Origin of the sequence: Curtobacterium sp. 'Ferrero', from assembly GCF_002412165.1 — a bacterium.
Classification (GTDB): Bacteria; Actinomycetota; Actinomycetes; order Actinomycetales; family Microbacteriaceae; genus Curtobacterium.
Map to the genome: position 1 here is coordinate 65,938 of NZ_NXIA01000003.1, position 26,511 is coordinate 92,448.

At 71.0% G+C, this 26,511-nt stretch carries 21 protein-coding genes and 3 tRNA genes; 11 read left to right on the top strand and 13 right to left on the bottom strand.

Annotated elements, in window-relative coordinates:
- Nucleotides 1–22: 22 nt before the first annotated feature.
- From gyrA to Csp2054_RS04340, 4 genes are all read left to right on the top strand, one after another.
- Nucleotides 23–2,665: a DNA gyrase subunit A gene (gene gyrA, locus Csp2054_RS04325; protein ID WP_096898084.1), complete on the top strand. Its 2,643-nt coding sequence runs from the start codon at nucleotides 23–25 to the stop codon at nucleotides 2,663–2,665.
- Complete coding sequence (locus Csp2054_RS04330; RefSeq protein ID WP_096898085.1) at nucleotides 2,658–3,065, top strand: DUF3566 domain-containing protein; 408 nt, start codon at nucleotides 2,658–2,660, stop codon at nucleotides 3,063–3,065. Before gyrA ends, Csp2054_RS04330 begins: the two co-directional genes overlap by 8 nt.
- Nucleotides 3,066–3,141: 76 nt before the next feature.
- Nucleotides 3,142–3,218: transfer RNA gene (locus Csp2054_RS04335), tRNA-Ile, on the top strand.
- Nucleotides 3,219–3,250: 32 nt separating this feature from the next.
- Nucleotides 3,251–3,323, top strand: a tRNA-Ala gene (locus tag Csp2054_RS04340).
- A gap of 352 nt (nucleotides 3,324–3,675) precedes the next feature.
- Here the strand turns inward: Csp2054_RS04340 and Csp2054_RS04345 are convergent.
- Nucleotides 3,676–4,245, bottom strand: a complete 570-nt coding sequence (locus tag Csp2054_RS04345) for a hypothetical protein (protein WP_176491557.1) — start codon at nucleotides 4,243–4,245, stop codon at nucleotides 3,676–3,678.
- 115 nt (nucleotides 4,246–4,360) lie between these two features.
- On the opposite strand from Csp2054_RS04345, the gene Csp2054_RS04350 reads away from it, so the two are divergent.
- Both Csp2054_RS04350 and Csp2054_RS04355 read left to right on the top strand, forming a co-directional pair.
- Nucleotides 4,361–4,900, top strand: a complete 540-nt coding sequence (locus Csp2054_RS04350) for a peptidylprolyl isomerase (RefSeq protein WP_176491558.1) — start codon at nucleotides 4,361–4,363, stop codon at nucleotides 4,898–4,900.
- 146 nt (nucleotides 4,901–5,046) lie between these two features.
- Nucleotides 5,047–5,757, top strand: coding sequence for a rhomboid family intramembrane serine protease (locus tag Csp2054_RS04355; RefSeq protein WP_317951515.1), 711 nt, complete (start codon nucleotides 5,047–5,049; stop codon nucleotides 5,755–5,757).
- Nucleotides 5,758–6,235: 478 nt separating this feature from the next.
- On the opposite strand, the gene Csp2054_RS04360 is transcribed toward Csp2054_RS04355, so the two are convergent.
- A complete protein-coding gene (locus Csp2054_RS04360; RefSeq protein WP_096898089.1) occupies nucleotides 6,236–6,490 on the bottom strand; it encodes a cell division protein CrgA in 255 nt (84 codons plus the stop codon).
- An 82-nt stretch (nucleotides 6,491–6,572) separates the two neighbouring features.
- Between Csp2054_RS04360 and Csp2054_RS04365 the strand changes: the two genes are divergently transcribed.
- A complete protein-coding gene (locus Csp2054_RS04365) occupies nucleotides 6,573–7,217 on the top strand; it encodes an anthranilate synthase component II (RefSeq protein ID WP_096898255.1) in 645 nt (214 codons plus the stop codon).
- A gap of 207 nt (nucleotides 7,218–7,424) precedes the next feature.
- On the opposite strand, the gene pknB is transcribed toward Csp2054_RS04365, so the two are convergent.
- The 7 genes from pknB to Csp2054_RS04400 all read right to left on the bottom strand — a co-directional run bounded on the left by pknB (nucleotide 7,425) and on the right by Csp2054_RS04400 (nucleotide 16,565).
- On the bottom strand, nucleotides 7,425–9,236 hold the full coding sequence (gene pknB / locus Csp2054_RS04370) for a Stk1 family PASTA domain-containing Ser/Thr kinase (RefSeq protein ID WP_255252608.1): 1,812 nt from the start codon (nucleotides 9,234–9,236) through the stop codon (nucleotides 7,425–7,427).
- 133 nt (nucleotides 9,237–9,369) lie between these two features.
- Nucleotides 9,370–11,103 (bottom strand): protein kinase domain-containing protein, encoded by a 1,734-nt coding sequence (locus tag Csp2054_RS04375; RefSeq protein ID WP_096898090.1) that lies wholly within the window; start codon nucleotides 11,101–11,103, stop codon nucleotides 9,370–9,372.
- Nucleotides 11,100–12,554 carry a peptidoglycan D,D-transpeptidase FtsI family protein gene (locus tag Csp2054_RS04380; protein WP_096898091.1) on the bottom strand — a complete coding sequence of 485 codons (1,455 nt, stop codon included), beginning with the start codon at nucleotides 12,552–12,554 and terminating at the stop codon, nucleotides 11,100–11,102. The genes Csp2054_RS04375 and Csp2054_RS04380 overlap by 4 nt, the downstream gene beginning before the upstream one ends.
- Nucleotides 12,551–13,987 carry an FtsW/RodA/SpoVE family cell cycle protein gene (locus tag Csp2054_RS04385; protein WP_096898092.1) on the bottom strand — a complete coding sequence of 479 codons (1,437 nt, stop codon included), beginning with the start codon at nucleotides 13,985–13,987 and terminating at the stop codon, nucleotides 12,551–12,553. Before Csp2054_RS04385 ends, Csp2054_RS04380 begins: the two co-directional genes overlap by 4 nt.
- Nucleotides 13,984–15,336: a Stp1/IreP family PP2C-type Ser/Thr phosphatase gene (locus tag Csp2054_RS04390; RefSeq protein WP_096898093.1), complete on the bottom strand. Its 1,353-nt coding sequence runs from the start codon at nucleotides 15,334–15,336 to the stop codon at nucleotides 13,984–13,986. The genes Csp2054_RS04385 and Csp2054_RS04390 overlap by 4 nt, the downstream gene beginning before the upstream one ends.
- 6 nt (nucleotides 15,337–15,342) lie before the next feature.
- Complete coding sequence (locus Csp2054_RS04395) at nucleotides 15,343–15,888, bottom strand: FHA domain-containing protein (protein ID WP_096898094.1); 546 nt, start codon at nucleotides 15,886–15,888, stop codon at nucleotides 15,343–15,345.
- Nucleotides 15,885–16,565, bottom strand: a complete 681-nt coding sequence (locus Csp2054_RS04400) for an FhaA domain-containing protein (protein WP_096898095.1) — start codon at nucleotides 16,563–16,565, stop codon at nucleotides 15,885–15,887. The genes Csp2054_RS04395 and Csp2054_RS04400 overlap by 4 nt, the downstream gene beginning before the upstream one ends.
- A gap of 86 nt (nucleotides 16,566–16,651) precedes the next feature.
- Here Csp2054_RS04400 and Csp2054_RS04405 point away from each other — a divergent pair.
- Nucleotides 16,652–16,738, top strand: a tRNA-Leu gene (locus tag Csp2054_RS04405).
- Between the two features lie 149 nt (nucleotides 16,739–16,887).
- Here the strand turns inward: Csp2054_RS04405 and Csp2054_RS04410 are convergent.
- Both Csp2054_RS04410 and Csp2054_RS04415 read right to left on the bottom strand, forming a co-directional pair.
- The gene (locus tag Csp2054_RS04410; RefSeq protein WP_096898096.1) at nucleotides 16,888–17,511 is read right to left on the bottom strand and encodes a TetR family transcriptional regulator; all 624 of its coding nucleotides are present in this window, start codon (nucleotides 17,509–17,511) and stop codon (nucleotides 16,888–16,890) included.
- Nucleotides 17,512–17,520: 9 nt separating this feature from the next.
- Nucleotides 17,521–19,083 (bottom strand): PucR family transcriptional regulator, encoded by a 1,563-nt coding sequence (locus tag Csp2054_RS04415; protein ID WP_096898097.1) that lies wholly within the window; start codon nucleotides 19,081–19,083, stop codon nucleotides 17,521–17,523.
- A gap of 104 nt (nucleotides 19,084–19,187) precedes the next feature.
- On the opposite strand from Csp2054_RS04415, the gene gabT reads away from it, so the two are divergent.
- Genes gabT through Csp2054_RS04430 form a run of 3 tightly spaced genes read left to right on the top strand, consistent with a single transcriptional unit; the run spans nucleotide 19,188 to nucleotide 23,469 of the window.
- A complete protein-coding gene (gene gabT, locus Csp2054_RS04420; protein ID WP_096898098.1) occupies nucleotides 19,188–20,552 on the top strand; it encodes a 4-aminobutyrate--2-oxoglutarate transaminase in 1,365 nt (454 codons plus the stop codon).
- Nucleotides 20,549–22,099 (top strand): NAD-dependent succinate-semialdehyde dehydrogenase, encoded by a 1,551-nt coding sequence (locus Csp2054_RS04425; protein ID WP_096898099.1) that lies wholly within the window; start codon nucleotides 20,549–20,551, stop codon nucleotides 22,097–22,099. Before gabT ends, Csp2054_RS04425 begins: the two co-directional genes overlap by 4 nt.
- The gene (locus Csp2054_RS04430; protein WP_096898100.1) at nucleotides 22,096–23,469 is read left to right on the top strand and encodes a flavin monoamine oxidase family protein; all 1,374 of its coding nucleotides are present in this window, start codon (nucleotides 22,096–22,098) and stop codon (nucleotides 23,467–23,469) included. The genes Csp2054_RS04425 and Csp2054_RS04430 overlap by 4 nt, the downstream gene beginning before the upstream one ends.
- Before the next feature lie 59 nt (nucleotides 23,470–23,528).
- Here Csp2054_RS04430 and Csp2054_RS04435 read toward each other — a convergent pair whose 3' ends face one another.
- Together Csp2054_RS04435 and Csp2054_RS04440 are read right to left on the bottom strand one after the other, a co-directional pair.
- Nucleotides 23,529–25,118, bottom strand: coding sequence for a GMC family oxidoreductase (locus Csp2054_RS04435; RefSeq protein WP_096898101.1), 1,590 nt, complete (start codon nucleotides 25,116–25,118; stop codon nucleotides 23,529–23,531).
- Nucleotides 25,115–26,488 (bottom strand): alpha/beta fold hydrolase, encoded by a 1,374-nt coding sequence (locus Csp2054_RS04440; RefSeq protein WP_096898102.1) that lies wholly within the window; start codon nucleotides 26,486–26,488, stop codon nucleotides 25,115–25,117. Before Csp2054_RS04440 ends, Csp2054_RS04435 begins: the two co-directional genes overlap by 4 nt.
- Nucleotides 26,489–26,511: the final 23 nt, after the last annotated feature.

The window sequence follows — 26,511 nt, forward strand, 5'->3', positions numbered from 1 at the left end:
TGCAGAAAGGTGACCAGGCCACATGGCTGACGAGAACGAGAACCACGACGAGCCCGAGGTCGTCCACGGCGACAGCGGGGACATCGTCGTCTCCGGCGACCGCATCTCGCAGGTCGACCTGCAGCTCGAGATGCAGCGGTCGTACCTCGACTACGCGATGTCGGTCATCGTCGGTCGCGCGCTGCCGGAGGTGCGAGACGGTCTGAAGCCGGTGCACCGCCGCGTGATCTACGCGATGTACGACGGCGGGTACCGCCCCGATCGTGCGTTCTCGAAGTGCTCCCGCGTCGTCGGCGACGTCATGGGCCAGTTCCACCCGCACGGCGACTCCGCGATCTACGACGCGCTCGTCCGGCTCGTGCAGCCGTGGTCGCTCCGGTACCCGCTCGCCCTCGGACAGGGCAACTTCGGCTCGGCGGGCAACGACGGAGCCGCGGCCCCCCGGTACACCGAGACCAAGATGGCCCCGCTCGCGCTCGAGATGGTGCGGGACATCGAGGAAGAGACCGTCGACTTCCAGGACAACTACGACGGTCGCACGCAGGAGCCGGCGATCCTGCCGTCGCGCTTCCCGAACCTGCTCGTCAACGGTTCCGTCGGCATCGCGGTCGGCATGGCGACGAACATCCCGCCGCACAACCTGCGCGAGGTCGCGGACGGCGCGAAGTGGGCGCTCGAGCACCCGGACGCCACCCGCGAGGAACTGCTGACCGCGCTCATGCAGCGGATCAAGGGGCCGGACTTCCCGACCGGCGCGCAGATCCTCGGCACCAAGGGCATCCAGGACGCCTACCGGACGGGTCGTGGCTCGATCACGATGCGAGCGGTCGTCAACGTCGAGGAGATCCAGGGCCGGACCTGCCTGGTCGTCACCGAGTTGCCGTACCAGGTGAACCCGGACAACCTCGCGATCCGCATCGCCGAGGGCGTGAAGGACGGCAAGCTCGCCGGCATCGCCGACATCCGCGACGAGACGTCCGGGCGCACCGGGCAGCGCCTGGTGATCGTGCTCAAGCGCGACGCCGTGGCCAAGGTCGTCCTCAACAACCTGTACAAGCACACGCAGCTGCAGGAGAACTTCGGCGCGAACATGCTCGCGATCGTCGACGGTGTGCCGCGCACCCTCGCGCTCGACGGGTTCATCTCCGCCTGGGTCGACCACCAGATCGACGTCATCGTGCGCCGGACCCAGTACCGGCTCCGCGAGGCCGAGAAGCGTGCGCACATCCTCCGCGGCTACCTCAAGGCGCTCGACGCGCTCGACGAGGTCATCGCCCTCATCCGCCGCTCGCCCGACGCCGAAGAGGCGCGCTCCGGCCTGATGGAGCTGCTCGACGTCGACGAGATCCAGGCGCGCGCCATCCTCGAACTGCAGCTCCGTCGACTCGCCGCCCTCGAGCGCCAGAAGATCCACGACGAGGCCGAGGAGCTCGAGCGGAAGATCGCCGACTTCAACGACATCCTCGTCAAGCCGGAGCGCCAGCGCGCCATCGTGATCGAGGAGCTCGACGAGATCGTCGCCCGCTTCGGTGACGACCGCCGCAGCGAGATCCTGCTCGGGTTCGACGGCGACATGTCGATGGAGGACCTCATCCCCGAGGAGGAGATGGTCGTCACCATCACCCGCGGCGGGTACGTCAAGCGCACCCGGAGCGACCAGTACCGGTCGCAGCACCGCGGCGGACGCGGGGTCCGGGGTGCGCAGCTCCGTGCGGACGACATCGTCGAGCACTTCTTCGTCACGACCACGCACCACTGGCTGCTGTTCCTGACCGACCAGGGCCGGGTGTACCGGGCCAAGGCGTACGAGCTGCAGGAGGGTGGTCGCGACGCCAAGGGCCAGCACGTCGCGAACCTCCTCGCGATGCAGCCGGACGAGCAGATCCAGCAGGTGCTCGACATCCGCGACTACGAGGCCGCGCAGTACCTCGTGCTCGCGACGGCGCACGGACTCGTCAAGAAGACCGCGCTCACCGAGTACGACACGAACCGCAGCGGCGGCATCATCGCGATCAACCTGCGCGACGGCGACACGCTCGTCCAGGCGCTGCTCGTCGACGAGACCGACGACCTGCTCCTCGTGTCGAAGCACGGCATGTCGCTCCGCTTCACCGCCTCCAACGACGCACTCCGACCGATGGGCCGGTCGACCTCGGGCGTGAAGGGCATGTCCTTCCGCGACGACGACTCGCTGCTCGCCGCCCGGGTGGTCTCGGACGACGGGTACGTGTGGGTCATGACCGAGGGCGGCTACGCCAAGCGCACCTCCGTGGACCAGTACCGCGTCCAGGGCCGTGGTGGTCTCGGCATCAAGGTGGCCAAGCTCGCCGCCGACCGGGGTGACCTTGTGGGGGCTCTCATCGTCGGCGAGGACGACGAGGTGCTCGTCGTGCTGCAATCGGGCAAGGTGGTAAGGTCTGCCGTGGCCGAGGTGCCCGCCAAGGGCCGCGACACGATGGGCGTCGTCTTCGCGAGGTTCGCGGACAACGACCGCATCATCGCAGTGGCCCGCAACAGTGAACGGAACCTGGACGACCAGGACGACGCCGAGATCGAGCCCGCGGGCCCGGTGGAGACGGTCAGCCCGGACGAAGCGGCCGCAGACCCCGCCGACACAGTGCCCACGGACACCGTGGCCGGAGAGGACCAGTCAAGCAATGAGTAGTGTCGCCGAGAAGCTCCAGAAGAAGGCGAAGCGGCCCGTCGGCACCCGGCAGGTCCGCCTGCGGCTGGTGTACGTCGACTTCTGGTCGATGGTGAAGCTGAGCTTCCTCATCGCCCTGGCCGGTTCCATCGTGATCGTCGTCGCGACCGCGCTCGTGTGGATCATCCTGAACCAGACCGGCGTGTTCACCCAGATCGACGCCCTGCTCAAGGACGTCACCGGGCAGAACAACTACTCGATCATGGACCAGTTCTCCCTCGGGCAGGTCCTCGGGTTCTCGATCGTGGTGGGCATCCTCAACGTGGTCGTCGGCACCGTGCTCGGCGCGATCGTCAGCGTCCTCTACAACCTCAGTGTGCGGATCACCGGCGGCCTGCTCGTCGGCTTCACGAACAACTGACACACCCGGGCCGGATGGGGGCCGCCGCTCGATTTCGTTCTGCGGGATCGGTACGGTAGGCTCTCATCTGGTCTGAGGGGCTATAGCTCAGGCGGTTAGAGCGCTTCGCTGATAACGAAGAGGTCCAAGGTTCAAGTCCTTGTAGCCCCACCATCTCCCTCCCGGTCCAGTACGCTGGATCTCTCGGGGCCTTAGCTCAGTTGGTAGAGCGCCTGCTTTGCAAGCAGGATGTCAGGAGTTCGATTCTCCTAGGCTCCACTCCCTCGGGGCGAACGCTGCTTCGCTCGTTCCTCGCTCCGCCGCGTTCGGTCGTTGTGCTGGTCTGCGCCTCCGGCGCGCCGCTCCGCGATGGGCGGCGCCGTCGTGGTCGGCGCCGGTGCGCTCGTCGTGCCGGGGTGGGGGTTGGTCGCGGAAGGTGTCGCTCGGGCGGCCGAAGGGCGACGGGTTCTGCGACCTCGGCGGTCAGCGGGCGGCATGTCGTGCGACCAGGTCGGCGGGACGACCAGGCCGGCGGGGCGACCAGGCCAGGGGACGATTCGAGGCACTGCGTCGTCCCGGAGACGACGAAGGGCCCCGGCAGGCGCCGGGGCCCTTCGTACGAACCGGGAGGTCAGGCGGCAGGCTTGCTTGCCGTGTCCGCGTCGTCGGCGACCCAGAGGTCGTCGTCCGCGCGGAGGGTCTGGTACGCCGCGTACGCCGCACCCGCGACCGCGACGACACCGACGACGATCAGCGCGACGCCGCCGAAGCCGAGGCCCTTCTTCTGGTGCGGGACGTACTTCTCCGCGGACTTCTTCGCCTTCTTGCCCTTCTTCTGGGCCTCCTTGACGATCTTCTTGACGCGCGGGTCGTTCGCGAGGTCCTTGACGCTCATCACGGAGCCGGCCGTCGCCACGAGGCCGGGCACGACCTCGGTCTGGAAGCGGTGCGAAGCGGACTGCGCGGCGCTCTTCGTGGCGTGCACACCCGTGGCGACCGCGGGACGGATCCCGTTGTCGATCGCGTTCTGCACGCGGGGCGCGATGTCCTTGCGCGCCGCATCAGCAGCGTGGGAGCGGGCCTCGGCGAGGATCGCGTTCGCGTGCTCGAGGACCTTGCGCTGCTCACCGAGGAGCGAGGCGGTCTTGCCCTTGAGCTTCTTGATCTGCTTCCTGCGCTTGCGCGGGATCTCGATCGTCATCTGGTACCTCCACAGTTCGACGTCACCCCATCCTGCCACCGCGCCGCCTGACAGGTCACGGAGGCTTGCCTGTGCGTACCGTCTGCACGTCGGCGGTACATGCGAGAATCGGTACATGTCTCTGCACACCGCTGTCGCAACGATCCACACGAACAAGGGCGACATCCGCGTCAACCTGTTCGGCAACCACGCCCCCAAGACCGTCAAGAACTTCGTCGACCTGGCGACGGGCAAGCAGGAGTGGACGCACCCCGGCACGGGCAAGGTCTCGACCGACAAGCTCTACGACGGCGTCATCTTCCACCGCATCATCAAGGACTTCATGATCCAGGGCGGTGACCCGCTCGGCCAGGGCATCGGCGGCCCGGGCTACCGGTTCGACGACGAGATCCACCCCGAGCTCACCTTCCAGAAGCCGTACATCTTCGCGATGGCCAACGCCGGCATCCAGGGCGGCCGAGGCACGAACGGCTCGCAGTTCTTCATCACGACGGTCGCGACGCCCTGGCTGCAGGGCAAGCACACCATCTTCGGCGAGGTCGCGGACGACGAGTCCCGCGCGGTCGTCGACGCGATCGAGGGTGTCGCGACCGACGGCCGTGACAAGCCGCTCGAGGACGTCGTGATCGAGAGCATCGACGTCGAGGACGTCTGACACCCTTGACCGACCCCGCGTCGAACCCGAACACCTGCTACCGACACCCGGACCGGCAGAGCTTCGTCCTGTGCCAACGGTGCGGGCGGACGATCTGTCCCGAGTGCCAGACACCGGCGGCGGTCGGTGTCCACTGCCCGGAGTGCGTGCGCGAGCAGCGCGCGCAGTTCCAGGCGAACCGGCGCGCGTCCGGCGCCGCGAGCGGGTTCACCGTCGCTCGTCGACGCTTCGCCATGCTCGACCAGAAGGCGACGGTCGTCCTGGTGGCCATCAGCGTCGCCGTCTGGCTGCTCGACCTGGTGTCGGGTCGGGCGCTGTCCGGGGTGCTGCTCTACTACGCACCCGTGGCGGACACGCAGCCCTGGCGGATCATCACCGGCCTGTTCGTGCACTCGTCCTTCTTCCACATCCTGTTCAACATGTGGGCCCTGTGGATCTTCGGACGGATGCTCGAGAACCTGCTCGGGACGTGGCGGTTCCTCGCGCTGTACTTCCTCGCGGGGCTGGGCGGTGACCTCGCGGTCACGATCCTCAGTCCGACCACGCCGGTCGTCGGCGCCTCGGGGGCGATCTTCGGGCTCTTCGCGGCGTTCTTCGTGATCCAGCGCAGCCTCGGGTACAACGCCGTGCAGCTCCTGGTGATCATGGGCCTGAACCTGATCGTCGGGTTCCTGCCGGGCACCGCGATCTCGTGGCAGGCACACATCGGCGGCATCGTGCTCGGGTTCATCACGGGGTTCGTCTTCGCCAGGACACGGAACATCCGGCAGCGGGGTCTCCAGATCGGGCTGCTCGTGGGAGAGGCCGTCGTGCTCCTCGCCGGCATCCTCCTCGGAGCGGCAGGCCTCTTCGCCTGACAGCCCTCCGGTTCGAACGCCCCGTCGCACTGCGGCGGGGCGTTCGTCGTTCCCGGGCAGCGGTGGCCACGCATGTCGAGAGCCGGGCGCTGACGAGGCAGCGGTCGTCAGGTAGGTGTGGAGCCGGGCGCTCACGTGACAGTGGTCGTCACGCAGGCGCAGGAACGCTCGCCGACGAGAGAACGGCTTGTTTCCACAGCGAGGGGCGCCAGTTGTCCACAGCTGTGGACAGATCGGTGAGTTACACGCGTGTGATTATCCCCACTGTGGATGCACATGTGGATAACTCCGGCATCAGCATGTGGAAACCACTGGGGAAAGTGTGCAGAACTGTGGACAGACCGTGGAGAGCGGGTGCGAACGACCTCATCCGCGGGGTGACAATGTGGAAAAACCACGGGCCGTGCCCTGACATTGCAAACGACGACGCCCGCCGTACCGAGCGGGTACGACGGGCGTCGGGATGTGGAGCCGGAGATCAGCGCCAGCGGGTGGTCATGAGGAAGCCGATGAACATGATCCCGAACCCGATCAGGATGTTCCAGGAGTCGAGCGACGGCACCGGGAGCGTGCCCTGGGAGACGTAGAAGACGATGACCCAGGCCAGGCCGATGAGCATGAAGCCGAACATGACCGGCTTGAACCACACGGGGTTGGGGCTGTCCCCCGCGGTGTCGACCGAGTCGGCTCGGGTCCTCCGGGCGGGCTTGGTGCGGTCCTTGTCCTTGGCCATGGCCGGTATCCTACCGTCAACACGTGTGCTCGACGGCGTCGATCCGGCTGTGCACATCCCCCAGGAGTACGGTGGACCGCCCATGACCAAGATCCTCGTCGTCGACAACTACGACAGCTTCGTCTACACCCTGAACGGCTACGTCCAGCAGCTCGGTGCGGACACCGATGTCGTGCGGAACGACTCGCTCACGCCCGACGAGCTCGCCGAACGCCTGGCCGACTACGACGGTGTCCTGCTCTCTCCGGGACCGGGGACGCCCGCCGATGCTGGTGTCTCCATCCCGACGGTCCACGCGGCCATCGCGGCTGACAAGCCGCTGCTCGGCGTGTGCCTCGGCCACCAGGCGATCGCCGAGGCCCTCGGCGCGACCGTCACGCACGCCGAGGAACTCATGCACGGCAAGACGTCGCAGGTCGACCACGACGACAGCCTGCTCTTCTCGGGCGTCCCGCACCCGTTCACCGCAACGCGGTACCACTCGCTCGCGATCGTCGACGGCACGGTCCCGGACGAGCTGACCGTGACGGCTCGGACCGGCGGAGGGGTGATCATGGGCGTGCAGCACCGCGAGCACCCGGTCTACGGCGTGCAGTTCCACCCGGAGTCCGTGCTGACCGAGGGCGGCTACCGCATGGTCGGCAACTGGCTCGAGACCACGGGCCTGTCCGGCGCTGCGGAGCGTGCCGCGGCGCTCAACCCGCTCATCGGGTCACCGCGCGCCTGACGGACGGCTCTCGTCCGCGCCGCCGAGTGGAGGCTGCCCCACTCGAGCGATCGCCCGCTGCTCCCCCGGAAGGCCACTGCGCGGACCCGTCGCCCCCACGTCGGTCCGGTGAGGACGTGCCCGCTGGGGCGACCCGATGGCGGACGCGAGCGGTCCGGCCACGCGGCACGGGCCTCCCGGCGGTCGCGACGACCAACCGGACCGCGGTCAGCCGTTGTTGCCGCGGTCACCGCCCTTGCCGTTGCCGCCGTCGTTCCCGTTGCCCGGGTCCGGCTGCTGCGTCTGCTGCGGCTGCGCCGAACCCGCGCAGTACGTCAGTGTCACGGTGCTGCCCTGCGCGATGTCGCCGGCGGGCTGGTCCTGCTGGGTCACGGCGCCACCGGTGCAGGTGTACGCCGGGTTCTGCGCGACCTTGAGCCCGAGGTTCTGCAGGGTCTGGTTCGCCTCGGTGAACGGCTGCTGCCGGACATCGGGCAACTGGACCTTGCCGTTCGACACCGTCAGGTCGACGACGGTGCCCTTCGTCGCGGTCGAGCCGGCGCCGGGGTCGGACGACATGACCGTCCCCTCGGGCACGGACGGCGAGTAGTCGCTCGTGACGGCGCCGACCTGGAAGCCGGCGTCCTTCAGGGCCTGCGTGGCGTCGTCCTGCGACTGGTTCGCGACGTCAGGCACGTTCACCTGGGCCGGGCCCGACGACACGACCACGTCGACGTCGTACTTGCGCGCGACGGTGTTGCCGGACCCGGGTTCCGTGCGGATCACCATGCCCGAGTCGACGGTGTCGGAGTTCTCCTCCACCTTGACCGGGGTCAGGTCGCTCTTCTTCAGCGTCGACGCTGCGGACGACCACGAGGCACCGACGACGTTCGGCACCGTGACCGAGGACGACACGGGGGCCCGGCCGGGCTGGAGGTTCGCGACGAAGAACACCATCGCGGCGATGACGGCGACGATGAGCACGATGCCGACCCAGATCCACGCCACCGGCGGCCGGTTCTGCGTCCGTTGCGGGCGGTGCTCGGCGGTGTCGTCGTCGAGCTCGCGGAACGCGACCGCCGGGTTCGACGTGGTGCGCGGGTTGACGCCGAACAGCATCGTCGAGGCATCGTGCGCGTGCTGCTGCTGGAGCTTCCGGGTCGACGACGGCACCTGGCCGGCCGCCGCCTGCTGCAGGTCGGTGCGGAACTCGGCCGCGCTCTGGAAGCGACGGGTGCGGTCCTTGACCAGGGCGTGCAGGGTGACGGCGTCGAGGGCGGGCGAGACGTCCGGCGTGATCGTCGACGGGGCGACGGGCTGCTCGCTGACGTGCTGGTAGGCGACCGCGACCGGGCTGTCGCCGAGGAACGGGGGGCGCCCGGTGAGCAGCTCGAAGAGCACCACGCCCGTCGAGTAGAGGTCGGTGCGGGCGTCGACGGTCTCGCCCCGGGCCTGCTCCGGCGAGAAGTACGACGCGGTGCCGAGGATCGACGTGGTCTGCGCGACCGTCGCCGAGGTGTCGGTGATGGCCCGGGCGATGCCGAAGTCCATGACCTTCACCTGGCCGGAGTGCGTGACCATGATGTTCGCCGGCTTGATGTCCCGGTGGACGACACCGGCGCGGTGCGAGTACTCGAGCGCCGTGAGGATGCCCTCGGTGATGCGCACGGCCTCGGACGAGGAGACCGGACCGTCGGCGATGATGTCGGAGAGCGGACGACCGTCGACGTGCTCCATCACGATGTACGGGACCTGCACCTCGGCGCCGGACGGCTCGGTGACCGTCTCCTCGCCCGCGTCGTACACGCGGACGATCGTCGGGTGGGCCATCCGCGCGGCCGACTGCGCCTCTTGACGGAAGCGGGTCCGGAACGCCGGGTCGTTGGCGAGGCTCGGCTTCAGCAGCTTGACGGCCACCTTGCGGCCGAGCCGGGTGTCGTTCCCCAGGTGCACCGTCGCCATGCCGCCCCGACCGATGACGTCACCGATCTCGTAGCGGTCGGCGAGGAGCGTGATCCCCGCGGTCACACCTTCTGCCACGTACTCCTCCGTCTGTTCGTCCGGCCCAGTGTACGGCAGCCGTACCTGGCCGGAGCCTGGTGACGGGGGCCCGGACCGAACCGTTACGGAACGGTGTCGCGAGCCCCCATCCGGGGGACGTGGTGGCGGAGGGTCAGTTGCCGTCCTGCGGACCCGAGCTCGGGTTGTTGCCGCTCGTCGGGTCGGCCGTGGGTTCCTGGGTCGGCTGCGTCCAGGTGGCGGTCGTCGACGACGACGTCGGCGAGGTCAGGTCGCCACAGCTCACGGTGTACGAGAACGAGACGGTGCCGGGATCGGTCGCCTGCACCTCGACCGACGTGTTCTTGCCGGTGCCGGACGTGTTGCCCTGGGTGTCCGTGCCGTTCGTGATCGTGTAGTTGTACCCGGTCAGCGAGTAGCCGGCGGGGCACGACTCGTAGGCCTGCCACGTGAAGGTCACCTTGCCGCTGTCGGAGACCGTGCCGGCCTGCGGGGTCGCCGGGGGTGACGTGACGGTGGGCTGGTCGGTGTAGGCCTTGATCGTGATGGTCGAGCCGACCTCGACGCTCCCGGTCGGGCTGATCGACTGCACCGTCCCGACCTGGTCGCTCGTCTTCGCCGGGTCGCCGTCCACGATGTCCGGGGACAGTCCCAGTGCGGCGAGACGGGCACGGGCGTCCGTCGCCTGCATGCCGGCGTAGTCGTCGGCGTTCACGAACACCCGTTCCGGGGTCGGGGTCGACGACGGGGTCCTCGACGGCCGCGCACTCGACTTGGTCGGGCTCGGCTCGGGTGTGGTCGCACCACCGGTCAGGGCGAAGGCGGCGATGACCCCGGCGATCGCGAGCACGACCACGGCGCCGACGAGCCACCAGATCCACGCGCGACGCTTCCGCGGCTCGTCCTCCGCCGTCGCCGGGGACGCCGGCGTCCGGGGACCCCCACCGACCGGACCGGCCTGCGTGCCGAGCAGCGCGGTGGCCGCGTCGTCGCCCGGCCGCTGCGGCGGGTTGAACGCGACCGTCCCGGCCTCGGCGAGCATCGGCACGGCGACGGTGGCGGCGGCGACGTCACCACGGCGGAGCGCCTGAGCGGCCCGCGCGAGGTTCGCCGCGGTGGCGGGACGGTCGGCCGGCTTCTTGGCGATGCAGGACAGCACCAGCGCCGACACCGGCTCCGGGACGTCCGACGGCAGCGCGGGCGGCTGCTCGTTGATGTGCGCCATCGCGATCGCGACCTGCGACTCGCCGGTGAAGGGACGGCGTCCGGCCAGGCACTCGTACGCGACGATGCCGAGCGAGTAGATGTCGGTCGAGGGTGAGGCGGGGTGCCCGCTCGCCTGCTCCGGCGAGAGGTACTGCACCGTGCCCATGACCTGACCGGTGGCCGTCAGCGGGACCTGGTCGGCGATCCGCGCGATGCCGAAGTCGGTGATCTTGACGCGGCCGTCCGGCGTGATGAGCAGGTTGCCCGGCTTGATGTCGCGGTGGACCAGCCCCACCGCGTGCGCCGCCTGCAGGGCGTTGGCGGTCTGGGCGACGATGTCGAGCACCTTGTCGACCGGCAGGGTGTGCTCGCGCTCGATCATGGTCGAGAGCGCCTCGCCGGGGACGAGCTCCATCACGAGGTAGGCGCTGCCGTCCTCCTCGCCGTAGTCGAAGACGTTCGCGATGCCCTCGTGGTTGACCAGGGCAGCGTGCCGGGCCTCGGCACGGAAGCGCTCGAGGAAGCCGGGGTCGCCGAGGTACTCGTCCTTGAGGATCTTGAGCGCGACGGTGCGGCCGATGACCAGGTCGGTCGCCTGCCACACCTCACCCATGCCGCCGATCGCGACGCGGGACGAGAGCTGGTACCGCCCACCGAAGGTGAGCCCGCTGGTGGGTCTCATTTGTTCAGCACCGCCTCCATGACCTTCTTCGCGACCGGCGCCGCGACCGTGTTGCCGACCCCGGACTGTCCGAGCCCGCCGCCGTTCCCGACGACGACCGCCACCGCGACCTCCGGGTCCTTCGCCGGGGCGAACCCGGTGAACCAGAGCGTGTACGGGTCGCCGGTGCCGCCCTCTGCCGTCCCGGTCTTGCCCGCCACGTCGATCCCGTCGATCTTGGCGTTCGTGCCGGTCCCGGAACTCACGACGCTCTGCATCGCCTCGGTGAGGTCGCTCGCCTCGGACGAGGACAGCGGGCTGCTGTACTCCTTCGGGGAGAACGACTCCACCTGCTTGAGGTCGCTCGTCGTGATCGAGTCGACCAGGGTCGGCTGCATCACCGTACCGCCGTTCGCGATGCCCGCGGACACCATGGCGATCTGGAGCGGCGACACGCGCACGCTGGCCTGGCCGAACGCGCTCAGCATGAGCTGTGCGGTCGAGTCGACCTCGGGGTACTGGCTCGGGGTGGCCTTCATCGGCACCTCGATCGCGTCGCCGAAGCCGTACTTGTCCGCCATGCTCTTGATCGCGTCGTAGCCGAGCTTCTGCCCGAGCTCGGCGAACGGGATGTTGCACGAGTACTGGATCGCGGTGCGGAGCTTGACCTTGTCGCCGCCGCCGCAGGTGCCGCCCTCGGCGTTGTTGATGTACGTGCTCGTACCGGGCAGCTGCAGGCGGGAGGGGTTGGGGAACTCCGAGTCGAGCGTGTACTTGCCGCCCTCGAGCGCCGCGGACGCGACGATGAGCTTGAAGACCGATCCTGGCGTGTACAGATCGCCGCCGATCGCCCGGTTCTGCAGGGGCTTGCCGCTGTTCTGCTCGAGCGCCTTGTACTGGTCGATCACGTTCTGCGTGTCGTGCGAGGTGAGGGAGTTCGGGTCGTAGCCCGGCTTCGACACCATCGCGAGGATCTTCCCCGTCTTCGGCTGGATCGCGACGACGGCTCCGGTGTTCGAGCCGAGCGCGTCGTACGCGGCCTTCTGCACGTCGGGGTCGATCGTCAGGTTCACGTTGTCGCCCTGGACGTCCTGCCCGGTGAGGATCGCGTTGAGGTTCTGGAAGAACGAGGCGTCCGAGTTGCCGGACAGCACGGTGTTCTCGGCGCTCTCGATGCCGGCGTTGCCCTGCCCGATCGTGAAGTACCCCGTGACCGCGGAGTAGAGGTCGCCGTTCGTGTACTTGCGCTGGTACTGGTACTGGTCGTTCGACGGCGTCGACTCGGCGACCGGGCTGCCGTCGACGAGGATCGCCCCGCGCTTGGTCGAGTAACTGGCCAGGATGGTTCGCGAGTTCCGGGGATCGGCGCGGAGCGACTCGGCCGAGAAGAACTGGATCGAGGTCGTCGACACGAACAGTGCGACGAACATGAGCACGATGACGGTGGAGACACCGCGGAGCTGTCGGTTCATCGACGGCGCTCCTTCCTGGTCGCCCCTCTGCCGCGGGCCGCGGGGATCGCCCCCTGCTGCACGCGCTGTTCCGCCGGGATCGAGTCCGTCAACCGCAGCAGCATCGCCGCGATGATCCAGTTGGCGATGAGCGAGGACCCGCCGGCGGCCATGAACGGCGTCGTCAGTCCGGTCACCGGGATCACGCGGGTGATGCCGCCGACGACGACGAACACCTGGAGGGCGATGGTGAAGCCGAAGCCGACGCCGAGGAGCTTGCCGAAGTCGTCCTGCGCCATGAACCCGACGCGCAGGCCGCGCGAGGCGAACACGATGAAGAGGGCGAGGATCGCGAAGACGCCGATCAGGCCGAGCTCCTCGCCGAGCGACGCGACGATGTAGTCGGCGTTGGCGACCGGCGTGATGTACGGCCGACCCTGCCCGAGCCCGGTGCCCGTGATCCCGCCGTTCGCGAAGCCGAACAACCCCTGCACGAGCTGGTAGCTCGCCTGGGTCTGCGCGTTGTAGATCGTGTTGTCGAACGGGTTGAGCCACTGCTCGAACCGGCCGTGCACGTAGACGAGGACGCTCTGCGCGACCAGGGCCCCGCCGACGAACAGGACGAGGCCGATCAGCACCCAGCTGAGCCGCGCCGTCGCGACGTAGATCATGACGAGGAAGAGCCCGAAGTACAGCAGGGCGGTGCCGAGGTCCCGCTGGAACACGAGGACGCTCATCGCGGCGGCCCACATCACGAGGATCGGGCCGAGGTCGCGGGCGCGCGGGAACGTCATCCCGAGGAACTTCTTGCCGACGATCGACAGCGAGTCGCGCGCGGTGACGAGGTAGCCGGCGAAGAACAGCGCCATGGTGATCTTCGCGAGCTCGCCCGGCTGGAACGAGAACGGGCCGATCCGGATCCACACCCGGGCACCGCCGACGTTCTCGCCGATCCCCGGCAGCATCGGCAGCAGGAGCAGCACGATGGTCAGCAGCATGAAGATGTAGCGGTAGCGCTGCAGGAACCGGTGGTTCCGCACGACGAGCAGCACCACGATCGCGACGGCCATCGCCAGGATGGTCCACACGATCTGCTTGACGCCGATCGCCGCCCAGCCGGACAGCCCGTTGTGGACGTCGATGCGGTAGATCTCCGCGATCCCGATGCCGTTGAGGACGAGCGCGACCGGCAGGATGAACGGGTCGGCGTTCTTCGCGACGACGCGCAGGACGACGTGCATCACCAGGGCGAGCCCGAGGATGGTCGCGCCGATCCAGAGCACCGAGGTGTCGAAGATCCTGCCCTTCGTGCCGAGTTGCACGAGGACCATCGCCCCGGCGCAGATGCCGCAGGCGATGACGAGCAGCACGAGCTCCAGGTTGCGGGCGCGGGCCGGCTCACGCAGCTTGATCGTGATCGCCTGCGTGAAGGACTGGGCGGTGGCGCTGCTCATCGCTTCGTCCCGGGGGTGGCCGACGGGGTGCCGGTGGCCGAGGCGCTCGGTGATGCGGACGGAGCGGGGGAGGAGCCGCCGGTCCCGGCCTGGTCCTGCCCGGTCTCCGCCGCCTTCCGCAGCCGGTCGACGATCTCGCGGGCGTCCTCGAGGGACTGCGCGTTGATCGTGGACCGGACGTTCTCGCGCGTGTACTCGGGGAGTCCCGAGACGTCGATGTCGGTGTCCTCGTAGACGTCCGACAGCGCGATCGGCCCGATCGACTGCTGCACGCCCTTGTAGATCGCGACGGTGCCGCGGTCGGAGCCGACGTAGTAGTGGTCCTGCGTGATGCGCCACCCGAGGAACACGGCGCCGACGAGGGCCGCGATGGCGACGACGAGCGCGATGCTCCAGGCGACGCGGCGACGGACCCGGCGACGGCGGTCCTCGGCGATGAGCTCCGCGAAGTACTGGTCGGACTCCGGCTCGAAGTGGGAGTCCTCCGGCGCGGTCGTCACCTTGAGCGGGTGCAGGAGGATCGTGGGGAGGCGGATCGGCTTGCGGCCGGTGGACGCCTCGAAGGTCAGCGGTGCCGCGGCGGACCCGACCGTGGTGGCCGCGTCGTCCTCGTCGTCCACCTCGGCGTCGGTGACGTCCATGATGACGACGGTCACGTTGTCGGGGGCGCCGTGGTCGAGCGTCTCCTTGACCAGACGCTGGGTCGCCTGGTTCGCGTCCATGTTCGACGCGAGGGCGTGCCGGATGCGCTCCTCGGCCAGGTAGGACGACAGGCCGTCGGAGCAGAGCAGCCACCGGTCGCCCGGGCGGATGTCCATGACGGCGGTGTCGACCTCGGGTGCGGCGTCGACGTCGCCGAGCACGCGCATGAGCACGGAGCGGCGGGGGTGGACCGCGGCCTCCTCCGGCGTGATGCGGCCGCTGTCGACCAGACGCTGCACGAAGGTGTGGTCCGAGGTGATCTGCTGCAGCTCGCCGTCGCGGAACCGGTAGATGCGGGAGTCGCCGATGTGGGCGATGGCGATCTGGTCGCCGACGCGGATGAGCGCGGACACCGTGGTGCCCATCCCGGTGAGCTCCTGGTGCTCGAACACCGTCTCGGTGATCAGCTGGTTCGCGGCGATGAGTGCCGACTGGAGCGCGAACTCGGCGTCGTGCGCCGACGGGAACTCCCGGTCGACCTCGCGGATGCGGCGGATGGCGATGGCGGACGCGACGTCGCCGCCGGCGTGGCCGCCCATGCCGTCCGCGACCGCGAACAGGTGCGCCCCGGCGTAGCCGGAGTCCTGGTTGTTCGCGCGGATGCGTCCCACGTGGGACACAGCGGCGCTCAGCGTCCGTGCCGTCATCCGCGCCTACCGCCGCAGCTCGAAGGTCGTCGTCCCGATCGTGATGGGCGTCCCTTCCGCGACGAGCACGGGGGAGGTCACCTTCTGACCGTTGACGAACGTGCCGTTGGTGGACTCGAGGTCGGTGACGACCCAGCCCTCGGCACGCAGATCGAGTCGGGCGTGGTTGGTGGACGTGTAGTCGTCGCGGATGACGACGTTGGACTCGCTGGACCGGCCGATCGTGATCGGGCCGCCGCCGAGCGGCATCTCCATGCCCTCGCGCGAGCCCTCGGTGATGACGAGCCGGGTGGCGACCGGCGCACCCGTCTGCGCGCCGCCGGACTGCTCGATGAGCTCGGTGAACGCGCCGCCGGACGCGGGTGCCGCCGCGGCCGAGGGCACCGCCGGGGTGGTCGGCCCGGACGGTCCGGCCTTGGGGTCGGTGGGGATCGTGCGCACGCGCTGGCCGAACAGGTCGCTCCGCAGTGCGAAGACGATCACGAAGACGAACAGCCACAGCACCGCGAGGAACGCGAAGCGCAGGACGAGCAGGGTCAGCCCTGTGGTCACCTCGTACCTCCGTCGTTCTCGGGGATCACCCGGAACACCATACGGGTACGACCGATCTCGATCGTGGAATCCGGCTCCACGATCGCCTGCTGGAAGCGTTCGCCGTTCAGCTTCGAGCCGTTCGTCGACCCGAGGTCGTTCGCCTGCGCGTGCTTGCCGTCCCAGATCACCTCGACGTGCTTGCGGCTGGTGCCGGTGTCGGCGACGGTGATGTCCGCATCGGTCCCGCGGCCGATGACGGTGCGCCCGCGCTGGAGCCTGTGCCGCTGGGAGCCGATGTCGAGCACGGCGACCCACGCGACGTCCCGCTGCACGGTGGTCGAGTCGATCTGCAGGATGCCGGTCGAGAGCGTGCCGTCCTGCTGCAGCCGGATGTCGACCGGTCCGGAGAACGAGTAGTTCTGCGCGACCGCGTGCTGCTGCACCATCTGCCGCAGCTCGTCGATGAGCGGCTGCCCGACGTCCGTCATGCGCGAGCAGTCCGGCGGCGCGAGGCGCACGGTGAACTCGTTCGGCACGAGGATCCGGTCGCGCGAGACCACGGCGGCCTTCGTGTCGAGCTCCCGACGGAGCGCGCTCGAGATCTCGACGGGCTGCACGCCGGAGCGGAAGGTCTTGGCGAACGCGCCGTTCACGGCACGTTCCAACCCCCGCTCGAAGCTGTCCAACAGGCCCATGGGTCTCCAGTGTTCTCGGTCACGGACCTCTGCATGGTAGTGGTTGGCACCTGGGGCCGTCTGTGCATGGTAGTGTTCTGGGGCTGGCGCGAGTGGCGGAATTGGTAGACGCGCACGGTTCAGGTCCGTGTGCTGGAAACGGCGTGGGGGTTCAAGTCCCCCCTCGCGCACCACGCAAGGAACGGCCCCGGAGGAATCCGGGGCCGTTCTGCTTTCCCAGGGCGCGCGATCACGCGCGCCCGCCCGCACCCGCGGTCCGGAAGACGGCTCCGCCGTGTCGGACGGGAGGCACGGGGCGGCGCCGCACCGCGCCTCCCGTCCGTCAGCGGGCCGCGTCGAGGGCGTCCGCCGGCACGCCGACGGCCCGCGCGACGGTGACGCGGACCAGGTCCTCGCGGGTCGCGCGGTCGAGGTGGTCCACGAGCGCGTAGCCGTTCGTCGCGTCGACCAGGGCGAACAGGAGCCGTGCGACGCCGTCCGGGTCGTCGGTGTGCAGGACGCCCTGGCGGACGCCGTCCGCGACGATGCCGGCTGCGAGCCGCTGCCAGTCGTCCATCACCTCGCGCGCCGCGGTGGCGAGGACGGCGTTCGTGCGGCCGAGGCTCCACGCGTCCGCCCAGAGCACGGCGACGTCGTCACGGGCCGGGTCCTCGATGCAGGCGACGAGCGCGGCCAACCGCTCCAGGGGACCTGTGGCGCGGTCGACCAGCCGGGCGACCTCGGCGACCTCGGCCGTCGCGACCACGCGGAAGGTCTCCCCGACGAGCTCCTCCATCGACGGCCGGTAGTGGGCGACGAGCGACGGGGCCACCCCGACGGCCGCGGCGACGCCACGGAGGGTCACGCCGGCCAGGCCCTCGGCCCGTGCGACGGCGATCGCGGCCTCGGCGATCTGGGCCTCCCGTTCGGCCGGGCTGAGGCGCCGGCGGGCCGGTGTGGTCGGCACCGCCCCAGCCTAGACGGCGGCCACGTCGTCGTCTCCGGCACTGTCGTGCACCACGAACGCCGCCCACAGGTCGGCGCGGGTGGCGAACGCGGAGAGGTCTCGGTCGAGCAGGCGTCCGGCGTGCTCGACCCGGGCGCGGGCGGTGTGCCGGTGCACGCCGAGCGCCTGCGCGGTGCGGTCGTACTCGCAGTTCTGCCGGAGCCAGGTCCGCACGGTGGTGGTGAGTTCGGCGCCGGTCGCCCGGTCGTGGGCGAGGAGGGGCTCGAGGAACGCCCTGGCCACCGCACCGGCCTCGACGTCGACGTGCGCGAGGTGGGCGAGGACCCCCTCGCGGGCGAGGTCGCCGAACTCCGTGGTGCCCGGGCGCCCCTCGCGGCGGCGGTCGAGCGCCTGGACCGCCTGGGTCCGTGCGCGGCCGAAGCCCCGGTAGGACGTGCCGTCGGACAGGCCGACCCGGGCGTCGTAGCGTCCGACGAGTTCGTCGACGAGGTCCAGGTCGTCCGCGGACAGGCACAGGAAGAGGGCGTCGTCGACGGCGAAGAAGAGGTGCCCGGGACGGTCTTGCACCCGGAGCTCGAGCAGGTCCACGATGCCGTCGAGGTCGCGTTCGGCCACGTCGACGGCGGCGATCCGCACCGGTTGCTCGGGCAGCGGCCCCCAGACCTCCCGTGCGGTGGTGTCGACGACCTCGGGGTCACCGACCGACAGCATGGTGAGCAGGCCCGTGCGGAGGAGCCCGCGGGCCCGGGCCAGTTCGCGGTTCTGCTGCAGCGCGAGGCCGGCGAGCGCGATCACCGCGGTGACGACCTCGCGGCCGGCCTGGTCGAGGGTGCCGCCGTTCGCGATGGCCAGCACGCCGCTCAGGTGGCCGCCGCTGCCGAGGGTCTGCAGCGTGTACCCGCCCCGCTCGGTGGTGACGGGCAGGCTCGCACGCTGCCCGGCGCGCAGGAGCCGGAGCGTCTCGGCGCGGAGCACGTCGAGGTCGTCCTCGGGGACGCCCGCTGCGGGGTGGCCGCGGTCGAGTCGTCCGGTGACGTCGAACAGCCCGACCCACCCGTCGAGCTGCCGGGAGAGCTCGGCGATCGTGGCGCCGAGCCCGTCCGGGCGCATCGCCGCGAGCGAGATCGCGCGCTGGGCGGACATCGCCCACGCGCCGCGCGCGTTCGCGTCCCGCGCGACCGCCTCGGCGTTCGCCTGGGCGACCTGGATGAACGACGTCTCGTACGGCACCTCGAACAGGGGCAGGCCGGCACGGGCGCACGCCGCGACCAGGGCGTCCGGGGTGCCGGCGCGGACGACCTCGGTGCCGAAGCCGAGTGCGACCACCCCGCGCGCGACGAGGCGGTCGACGTAGGCACCCGCGACGGCGTCGGACACCTCGGCGCGCGTGCCGAACTGCGTGCCGGTGGTGAGCAGGCCCTGCCCCGGCGCGAGGAACGGCGTCGGGTCGGCGAGGTCGGAGCTGTGCAGCCACGACAGCGGGGCGTCCAACCGGTCCGCGGGCACCTCGTCGGTGCGGAGGCGCAGGCGGAGGTCGGCGCGGTGCAGGAGCGCTCGCAGCGTCGCGGTCATGGCGTCACCCTACCCAGCGGGGTGTCCACCAGGGCGAGCCAGCACGCACCGGGTGTACGCGACGGACAGTGCCGGCGGTGCACCGGGGCTCCTAGCATCGCGACATGTCCTCCACCGCTGCCCCCGCCCTCCACGCCTCCACCGGCGGCCCCGGCCTGCCGCAGGAGCGCCGACTCGTCACCGCGGTCCCCGGGCCGCGCTCGCAGGAGCTCCTCGCCCGCAAGCAGGCCGCGGTCGCCGTCGGCGTCGGTGTGGCGGTCCCGGTCGCCGTGGTCGCGGCGGGCGGCGGGGTCGTCGTCGACGCGGACGGCAACTCGCTCATCGACCTCGGGTCCGGCATCGCCGTGACCAGTGTCGGCAACGCGCACCCCCGGGTGGTCGCGGCGGTGCAGGAGCAGGTCGCGTCGTTCACCCACACCTGCTTCACGATCGCCGCCTACGAGGGGTACGTCGAGGTCGCGGAGGCGCTCAACCGGCTGACTCCGGGCGACCACGAGAAGCGGACGGCGCTGTTCAACTCGGGCGCCGAGGCCGTCGAGAACGCCGTGAAGATCGCCCGCAAGCACACCGGCAAGCAGGCCGTCGTCGTGTTCGACCACGCCTACCACGGCCGCACCAACCTCACGATGGCGCTCACCGCGAAGAACCAGCCGTACAAGAACGGCTTCGGTCCCTTCGCCCCCGAGGTCTACCGCGTCCCGATGTCGTACCCGTTCCGCGACGGCGGCCTCTCGGGGGCAGAGGCGGCGAAGCGGGCCATCACCCAGATCGAGAAGCAGGTCGGCGCGGAGAACACCGCCGCGGTGCTCATCGAGCCGATCCAGGGCGAGGGCGGCTTCGTTGTGCCCGCCCCCGGCTTCCTGCGCGCGCTGTCCGAATGGGCCACGGCGAACGACGTCGTCTTCATCGCCGACGAGGTCCAGACCGGCTTCGCGCGCACGGGCGCCATGTTCGCCAGCGACCACGAGGGCATCGTCCCCGACCTGGTCACCACTGCGAAGGGCATGGCCGGCGGACTCCCGCTGTCGGCGGTCACCGGGCGTGCCGAGATCATGGACTCCGCGCACGTCGGCGGGCTCGGCGGCACCTACGGCGGCAACCCGATCGCGTGCGCCGCCGCACTCGCCGCGATCGACGCGTTCGAGCACGACGGCTTCGTCGAGCGGGCGGCCGCGATCGGCGAGGTGCTCCTCGGGCGACTCCGCGCCGCCCAGGAGCACGACCCACGCATCGGCGACGTCCGCGGTCGCGGCGCGATGGTGGCGATCGAGCTGGTCGACCCCGCCACCGGCGAACCCGACGCCGCCCTGACCGGTCGGGTGGTCCGGTACGCCTACGAACACGGCGTCATCGCACTCACCGCCGGCACGTACGGCAACGTCCTCCGCTTCCTCCCCCCGCTCGCGATCGACGACGCCCTGCTCCACGAGGGCCTCGACGTCGTCCTGGAAGGACTGGCATCCGCATGACCACCACCCAGAGCACCTGGCCCGCCGTCCCGGACCACGACACCACCGCGGCGACCGGTCCCGCCGCCGAGCAGGCCGTCCTCGACCGCGTCCCCCGAGGCCTGCTCATCGACGGGCACTGGGTCGACGCGGCCGACGGCGCCACCTTCGACGTCGTCGACCCGGCGACCGGCGACGTCCTCGCCCGCATCGCCGACGCGACCCCGGCCGACGGCCTCCGGGCACTCGACGCCGCCGACGCCGCCCGCCACGGCTGGGCCACCACCCCGCCGCGGCAGCGCGCCGAGGTCCTCCGCCGCGCGTTCGACCTGCTCCAGGAGCGCCGTGAGGAGTTCGCACTCCTGATGACCCTGGAGATGGGCAAGCCGCTCGCCGAGGCCCGCGGCGAGGTCACGTACGGCGGCGAGTTCCTCCGGTGGTTCTCGGAGGAGGCCGTCCGCATCGGCGGCGACCACTCCACCAACCCCGAGGGCACCGGCCGCGCGTTCGTCACGCACAAGCCCGTCGGCCCGGCACTCCTGATCACGCCGTGGAACTTCCCGCTCGCGATGGCGACGCGGAAGGTCGCCCCGGCGCTCGCCGCGGGGTGCACCGTGGTCGTGAAGCCGGCCGAGCTCACCCCGCTGACGACCTTGCTGTTCGCCGACCTGCTCCTCGAGGCCGGGGTGCCCGCGGGCGTCGTGAACGTCGTCCCGACCACCACGGCGGGCGACGTCTGCGGTCCCGTCATCGCCGACCCGCGCCTCCGGAAGCTCAGCTTCACCGGCTCGACCCCGGTCGGTCGGACCCTCCTCGCCCAGGCGGCGCAGAACGTGCTGCGGACGAGCATGGAGCTCGGCGGCAACGCGCCGTTCCTGGTGTTCGAGGACGCCGACCTCGACCTGGCCGTCGACGCCGCGCTCGCCGCCAAGTTCCGCAACACCGGACAGGCGTGCACCGCGGCGAACCGGTTCCTCGTGCACGAGGACGTCGCCGCCGAGTTCGCCGACCGGGTCACCGCGCGGGTCGGGGCGATGCGGGTCGGTCGCGGCACCGAGGACGGCGTCGCGATCGGGCCGCTCATCGACGACCGTGCCGTGGCGAAGGCCGACCGGCTGGTGACGGACGCCGTCGAGCGCGGCGCCGTCGTCCGCACCGGGGGCCACCCGGTCGCCGGACCCGGCACGTTCTACGCCCCGACCGTGCTCACCGACGTGCAGCCCGGCAGCGCGATCCTCGACGACGAGATCTTCGGTCCGGTGCTCGCGATCCGGACGTTCCGCACCGAGGACGAGGCCGTCGCGGCGGCGAACGACACCGAGTACGGGCTCATCGCCTACGCCTGCACCGAGGACCCCGCGCGCGGGCAGCGGCTCATGGAGACCCTCGAGACGGGCATGCTGGGACTCAACACGGGCGTCGTCTCGAACGCGGCGGCACCCTTCGGCGGCGTGAAGCAGTCCGGCACCGGACGCGAGGGCGGCGCCGAGGGCATCGCGGAGTACCTCGAGACCATGTACACACTCACCCCGGACCCGTTCCGGCGCACCAAGGGAGCACAGCGATGACCACCGAACGTGACGTCGTCGTCATCGGGGCCGGGGTCACCGGTCTCGTCGCCGCCGACCGCCTGCGCGACGCGGGACTCAGCGTCGCCGTGCTCGAGGCGCGGGACCGCGTGGGCGGTCGCACGTGGACGAACGACATCGAGGGCGTCACGCTCGAGATCGGCGGCCAGTGGGTGTCCCCGGACCAGACCGCGCTGCTCGGTCTGCTCGACGAGCTCGGGCTCGAGACCCACGACCGGTACCGCGAGGGGTCGAGCGTCTACATCGACGCCGACGGCACCCGCACCGAGTACACCGGCGACATCTTCCCGCTGCCCGAGGCCACGGCGGCCGAGATCGAACGGCTGGTGGCGGTCGTCGACGAGTACGTGGCGCAGGTCGACCCGGACCGCCCGTGGGCGACCCCGGACGCGGAACGGCTCGACGAGGTCTCGTTCCGGGAGTGGCTCCGCCGCCTGAGCGACGACCGGGTCGCGACCGAGAACGTCGAGCTGTTCATCGCCGGTGCGATGCTCACCAAGCCCGCGCACACGTTCTCCGCCCTGCAGGCGCTCCTGATGGCCGCGTCCGCCGGCAGCTTCTCGCACCTGGTCGACGCCGACTTCATCCTCGACAAGCGCGTCATCGGCGGCATGCAGCAGGTGTCCGAGCGGCTCGCGGCGCGGCTCGGCGACGACGTCCACCTCGACACGCCCGTCCGGACGCTCCGCTGGGGCGACGACGGTGTGGTGGCGATCGCGGACGGCGGCGTCGAGGTGCACGCCCGGCAGGCACTCGTCGCGGTGCCGCCGCCGCTCTACTCGCGGATCTCGTACGAGCCCCCGCTGCCGCGTCGGCAGCACCAGCTCCACCAGCACCTGTCGATGGGGTTCGTGATCAAGGTGCACGCCGTCTACGACCGGCCGTTCTGGCGTGGTGCGGGCCTGTCCGGGACCGCGTTCAGCCCGTACGAGCTCGTGCACGAGGCCTACGACAACACCGCGTTCGGCCAGGAGCAGGGGACCCTCGTGGGTTTCGTGTCCGACGAGCTCGCCGACGAGGTCCTGGCACTGCCGGCCGAGGAGCGCCGGGCACGGGTGCTCGAGTCGCTGGCGCACTACTACGGCGACGAGGCGAAGCGCCCGGTCGTCTACTACGAGAGCGACTGGGGCTCCGAGGAGTGGACGCGCGGCGCCTACGCGGCGAGCTTCGACCTCGGTGGCCTCGTCCGTTACGGCCCGGACCAGCACGCCGCCGTGGGGCCGGTCCGGTTCGCGTCGAGCGACCTCGCCGGGCACGGTTACCAGCACGTCGACGGCGCGGTGCGGATCGGTCGCCGGGTGGCGGACGAGATCCTCGCCGCCGTGCCGCAGGGGGCGCCGGTGGCGTGACCGGGTGATCCGGTCCGGACGGGAGGCACGGGGCGGGGTCGCCACGTGCCTCCCGTCCGTCAGGCGGTCGCCTGCGCGACCGGCGCGCGGTCGGCCGCGACGTCGTCGCGGAGCATCCGGTCCGCGGTCCGCAGCGACAGCGCCATGATCGTCAGCGCCGGGTTGGCGATGACCGCGCTCGGGAACACCGAGTTGTCGCACACCCACAGGTTCGGCACGTCCCACGAGCGGCCGGCCGGGTCGACGACGGACCGCTCCGGGTCGGTGCCCATCCGTGCCGTGCCGATGGTGTGCGCGGTCCGCTCCAGCACCCGGACGTCCCGACCGCCGGCGGCCTCGACGATCGCGGTCATGGTGCGGACGGCGTGCCGCTCGATGGCGTCCTCGTTCGCGCCCGGGCTGAACGACACGCGTGCCCGGGGGACCCCGTGCTCGTCGAGCTCGTCGGACAGCTCGAGCCGGTTGCCGTCGTACGGCAGGCACTCGGCGTTGATGCCGACGCCCGCGGTGTACGGGTAGGCGCGCACCGCGTCGACGAGCGCCTTCCCCCGCAGGCCGCCGCCGCGCACGAGCGTGGTGGCGAAGGTGATCGGCTGCACGCCGAGGCTCTGGATGAGGTAGCCGCCCGCGAAGTCGGCGTCGTCGGGCCGGACGAAGTCCTCCGTGATGATCGACGACGGGTAGCCGCGGTACGAGCGCATCGACTCGTCGAACGTCGCCCACACCTGGGTCGCGCCGTGCGCCGTGAAGTTGCGGCCGACCTGCCCGCTGCCGTTCGCCAGGCCCGTGTGCAGCAGGAGCCGCGGCGTCTCCACACCGCCCGCGGCGAGGACGAGGGAGCGGCAGCGCTGCCGGTGGTCGCGGCCGTCCTGGCGGTAGACGACCGCCTCGACCCGGCCACGGGCGTCGAGCTCGATGCCGTGCACGAACGCCTCGGGGCGGATCTCCGCGCCGAACGCCACCGCTGCGGGCAGGTACGTCGTGTCCATCGACACCTTCGCGCCGTTCCGGCAGCCCTGGTGGCACGAGCCGCAGGACACGCACGCCTGGCGCAGGCCGTGGTGCTCCTGGTGCCGGTCCTCGGTGGTCAGGCCGACGGGGGCGTCGGTCGCGGTGATGCCGAGCGCCGCGGTGCCGCGCATCATCATGTCCGACGAGGCGTTCCGGGCCGGGGGACGCATCCGGTAGCGACGCGACGGGTCCCACGGGTAGTGCTCCGGTCCCGCGACGCCGACGTCGTGCTCGGCCTGCTCGATCCACCGGGTGAGCTCGGCGTGCTCGATCGGCCAGTCCTCGCCCTCGCCGGACTCGGTCCGGAGCCGCAGGTCGTGCACGCTCGGCCGCGGGGTGAACGCGCCCCAGTGCAGCGTCGACCCGCCGACCCCGGTGCCGCTGTTGTTCGGTCCGAACGCGGTCGGGGCGCCGCCGCCGCTGAGGCGGTCGTCCATCCAGTTGATGTCACCCGGGGCGATGACCTCGTCCGGGGCGTGGTCCTCCGGCGAGGTGTTGCGACCGGCCTCGAGCGCGACGACCGACAGCCCGTTCCGTGCGAGCACCGCCGTGAGGGGCGCACCGCCCGCGCCCGTGCCGACGACGACCACGTCGACGACCTCGTCCGTGCCCCAGTGCCGCTGTCCGTCGAGTCTCATCGCCCTGCCTCCGTCGCTGTCCCGGCCGTCTCCGCCGGGGCGGCCGCCTCCCATGCCTCGCGCTCGCCGGCTCCGAGCAGCTGGAAGCCCTGCTTGCGGACCCCGTCGCCGCCGTTGGCGTAGCCGTCGAAGTCGATCTCGGCCATCGTCGCCGGGTGCGCGATCCAGTGCCGGGCGAGGTCGACGGCCGCGTCTTCGGCCCAGGCGCGGAGCTGGTCGCCCCGCAGTGCCCCGGTCGACTCGTACGTGCCGTCGGCGATGGCGTCGAGCACCTCGGCCAGACGGTCCGGTCCCGCCTTCGCAGCGCCGTGGAGCTCGTCGAGGGCGGCCCGGAACGCGTCGGCGTCGGCGGGCAGGCCGTCGGGACGCCATCCGTCGCCGACACCCGCGGCGAGCTGGGCGTCCACGCGGAGGGCGAGGTCGATCGGCCGGTCGCCGGCCTGTGGCACGAGGTGGTCGGCGACCGCCCGGAGGGTGTCGAGCTGTGTGCGGTCGAGCACCCGCGGCTCGGCGTCGGGATCGTCCGGCAGCGCACGTGCCGCGAGCGCACCGCGCATCCGGGCGCTGACGCGCGGCGACGCGATCACCCGGACGGTGTCCTCGGGGACGAGCGGACCGCGGTCGACCCGGCGCTCCCAGAAGCGACGGATCCGGTCGGCGACGTCGTCGGGCTGCTCCCACGGCAGCAGGTGCGCTGCGCCGGGGACGACTTCCAGGTGCCCGTGCGGCCAGTGCGGCAGGGTGTGGCGTCGCTGGGCGTCCTCACCGAGGTCGCCGTCCTCGGCCCCGGCGAGCACGAGCGCGGGCGTCGGGTTCGGCGCGGCGTCGGACCAGTCCTCGCGGCTCCCGCGTTCGAGCCAGGCGGTCCAGGCCTCGGGGTCGGTGCGTTCGACGTCGTGCAGGGCGGCGCGCATCCGCTCCGTGTCGAGCGTTGCGGCGGTGTTCGCGTCGACGAACTCGGTGGCGTGCGAGGTGCTGATCGGTCCGTGTGCGGCCCAGCCGAGCATCGCCTGGCGGCGGTCGTCGCCCATCGGCTCCGGAGAGAGCGGGGACGCGGCCATCAGGACCACGCCGCGGAGCCCGAACAGGCCGTTCGCCCCGGAGATCGTCCGGTCGGCGACGACGGCGGCGACCTTGCCGCCCATGGAGTGTCCGACGAGCAGCCACTCGGTGACGCCGCTCGCCCCGATCGCCCGTTCGACCTGCTGGGCCATCTCCTCGACGGTCGTGCCGACAGCGGCGGGGCTGGTCCCGAAGCCGGGCAGGTCGATCCCCACGAGGTCGAGGGTGCCGTCGAGTCGGTCGTGGAGCAGGGCGAACTCCTCGGAGCTGGAGCCGAGGGCGTGGAGGCAGAACGCGGTGGCGGTCACACGTCGTGTCTACCTCCGGCCGG